Annotated in this window: 1 protein-coding gene; it reads right to left on the bottom strand. The window is 75.0% G+C overall.

All coding sequences use genetic code 11. The features are described from left to right. On the bottom strand, window positions 1-3,500 hold a 3,500-nt coding region (locus A3CE_RS49615; RefSeq protein WP_157376806.1), incomplete at both ends, for a type I polyketide synthase.

Below are 3,500 nucleotides of genomic sequence, written 5' to 3'. Positions count from 1 at the left end.
GTGGTAGGTCAGGCCCTGAGCCACCGTCGCGAACTCGGCCAGCACGGGATCCATCAAGGGCGAGTGGAAGGCGTGGCTGACCCGCAGGCGGCGGACCTTGTGGCCGGCGGCCTCCAGGCGGCCGGCCGCCTGGAGCACCGCGTCCTCGGTCCCGGCCAGCACCACCGACTCGGGCCCGTTGACCGCCGCGACGGCGACGTCCTCGCCGAGGTGCCCGGCGACGTCGGCCTCGGAGCCGCGCACCGAAACCATGGCCCCGCCGGACGGCAGCGCCTGCATCAGCGCACCCCGCGCAGCGACCAACGCACAGGCATCGGCCAGCGACAACACTCCGGCCACGTGCGCCGCGGCGATCTCACCGATCGAATGCCCGGCCAGGTAATCCGGCGTCACACCCCACGACTCCAGCAACCGGAACAACGCCACCTCGAAGGCGAACAACGCCGGCTGGGTGTACCCCGTCTCGTCGAGGGCCGTGGAATCGTCGTCCCACATCACGTCCCGCAGCGCACGGGGCAGGTCGAAGTGCCCCAGCACCGCGTCCAGCGCGTCGGCGAACACCGGGTGGCGCTCGTACAGCTCGCGGCCCATCCCGGCCCGCTGGCTGCCCTGGCCGGCGAACAGGAACGCCGTGCGGCCCCGCGTCACGGTGCCCCGCACCACGCCGCCGTCCGGCTGGTCGCCGGCCAGTGCGGCCAGGCCGCGCCGCAGTTCGTCGTGGTCCTCGGCCAGCAGCACCGCACGGTGTTCGAAGGCCGACCGGGTGGAGGCCAGCGAGTACCCGAGCACGGCCGGCGACACGCCGTCGTCCAGGGTGTCCAGCACGGTGGCGGCCTGAGCGCGCAGCGCTGCTTCCGTCCGGCCGGACAGCGGGACCGGCACCAGGCCGGGCTCCGGCTCGGGGCCGGCTTCGGCGGCCGGTTCCGGGGCCTGCTCGAGGATGGTGTGCACGTTCGTGCCGCTCAGCCCGAAGGACGAGATACCGGCCCGGCGCGGCCGGCCGCTCTCCGGCCACGGCACGCTGCCGGACGGCAGCTCGATCGAGCCGGTGCTCCAGTCGACGTGCGTGGAGGGCTCGTCCACGTGCAGCGTCTTGGGTACCAGCCCGTGCCGCAGCGCCTGCACCACCTTGATCACGCCGGCCACGCCGGAGGCCATCTGGGTGTGGCCGATGTTGGACTTCACCGAGCCGAGCAGCAGCGGCCGTTCCCGGTCCTGGCCGTAGGTGGCCAGCAGGGCCTGGGCCTCGATCGGGTCGCCCAGCGCGGTGCCGGTGCCGTGGCCCTCGATCACGTCCACCTCGGACGCCGAGAGCCGCGCGTTGGCCAGCGCCTGCCGGATCACCCGCTGCTGGGACGGGCCGCTGGGCGCGGTCATGCCGTTGGACGCGCCGTCCTGGTTCGTGGCCGAACCCCGGACCACCGCCAGGATCCGGTGCCCGTTGCGCTGCGCGTCGGACAGCTTCTCCAGCAGCACCAGGCCGACGCCCTCGCCGAGGGTCATGCCGTCGGCCCGGTCCGAGTAGGCCTTGCAACGGCCGTCCGTGGCCAGTGCGCGCTGGCGCGAGAAGCCGACGAACGCCCCCGGCGTCGCCATCACGCTCACCCCGCCGGCCAGCGCCAGGCTGCTCTCCCCCGACCGCAGCGACTGCGCGGCCAGGTGGATGGCGACCAGCGACGACGAGCAGGCGGTGTCCAGGGTGACCGCCGGGCCCTCCAGCCCGAACAGGTAGGAGAGCCGGCCGGACAGGATGCTGCCCAGCGAGCCGGTGATCATGTGGCCGTCGGCGTTGTCCACCGCGCCGGACACGGCCGCGGTGTAGTCCTGGTAGCTGGCCCCGATGAAGGTGCCGGTGCCGCTGCCCCGCAGCGTGTGCGGGTCGATCCCGGCCCGCTCGAACGCCTCCCACGCCGTCTCCAGCAGCAGGCGCTGCTGCGGATCCATGGACAGTGCCTCCCGCGGCGAGATGCCGAAGAAGCCCGGGTCGAACTCGGCCGCCTCGTGCAGGAAGCCGCCCTGCACCGAATAGGTCTTGCCGCCGGCGTCCGGGTCCGGGTCGTAGAGCGCGTCGGTCGGCCAGTTGCGGTCGGCCGGGAAGCCGGAGATGGCGTCCACGCCGCCCACGACCAGGTCCCACAACCGTTCCGGGGTGTTCGCGCCACCCGGGTAGCGGCAGGCCATCCCGATGATGGCGACGGGCTCGCCGGTGTCCACGCCGGCCACGGCCGGTGCCTGCTCGACGGCACCCGAGCCGGTGATCGTGGCGGCCAGGAACCCGGCCAGCCGCCTCGGCGTCGGGTGGTCGAACACCATGGTGGCGGGCAGGGTCAGGCCGGTGCCGGCGGAGATCCGGTTGCGCAGGTCGACCGCGGTGACCGAGTCGAAGCCGACGTCGCGGAAGGCGCGGTCCTCGGGCAGCGCGTCGGCCGACGCGTGGCCCAGCACGGCCGCGGCCTCGGCCCGGACCAGTTCCAGGAGCAGGTGGGCGCGCTCGGCCTCGGGCAGCGTGCGCAGCCGGGCGGCGAACTCGCCGCCGGCGCCGGTGGCGGCCGTGGCGGCGGCGGCCTCGGTGAGCCGCCGCACCTCCGGCAGCTCGTCGAACAGCAGCGTCGGCCGGACGGCGGTGTAGACCGGGTAGTACCGCTCCCAGTCCAGATCGGCCACGGCCAGCGCGGTCTCGTCGTCGTCCAGGGCCCGGCGCAGACCCTCCAGCGCCAGCTCCGGCGCCATGAACACCAGGCCGCTGCGCACGATCTGCTCCGGGTCGACCCGGCCGAGTTCGCGGTCGTCGGCCCAGATGCCCCACGACAGCGCGGTGGCCCGCAGCCCCCGGGCGCGCCGGTGGGCTGCCAGCGCGTGCAAGTACGCGTTGCCGGCCACGTAGGCGGCGTGCGCGCCGGTGCCCCACAGGCCGGCGGTGGAGGAGTACAGCACGAACGCATCGAGCTCGTCGGTGTCGAGCAGCTCGTCCAGGTTGCGCGCGCCCACCACCTTGGCGTGCACGGTCCGGGAGAACGCGGCCAGGTCGGTCTCGGCCAGCGTGTGCAGCTCGATCACGGCGGCCGTGTGCACCACGTTCCGCACGGTCCGGCCCTCGGCCCGCAACCGCGCCAGCAGGGCGGCCAGCGCCGCCTTGTCGGTGACGTCGCAGGCCACCGCCTCGACGGTCTCGCCCAGCTCCGCCAGCAGCTGCCGGGCCTTCGGGGCCTCGGCGCCGGTGCGGCTGGTCAGCACGATGTGCTCGGCGCCCTGCTCGGCCAGCCAGCGGGCCAGGTGCGGGGCCAGGGTGCCGGTGCCGCCGGTGATCAGCGTGGTGCCGCGCGGGGTCCAGGTCCGCGCCGGCGCGCGGTCGCCGGCCGGGGCCCGCACCACGCGGCGGCCGAACACGCCGGCGGCGCGGATGGCCAGCTGGTCTTCGCCGGTGGCGCCGGACAGCACAGCCGCCAGCCGGTCGCCGCCGCGGCGGTCCAGCTCGGCGGGCAGGGCGAGCACGCCGCCCC

This window comes from Amycolatopsis balhimycina FH 1894, from assembly GCF_000384295.1.
In the GTDB taxonomy this organism is placed as follows: domain Bacteria; phylum Actinomycetota; class Actinomycetes; order Mycobacteriales; family Pseudonocardiaceae; genus Amycolatopsis; species Amycolatopsis balhimycina.
Note: the sequence above shows the minus strand (reverse complement) of the source record. Positions and strands in the feature narration are given on the sequence as shown.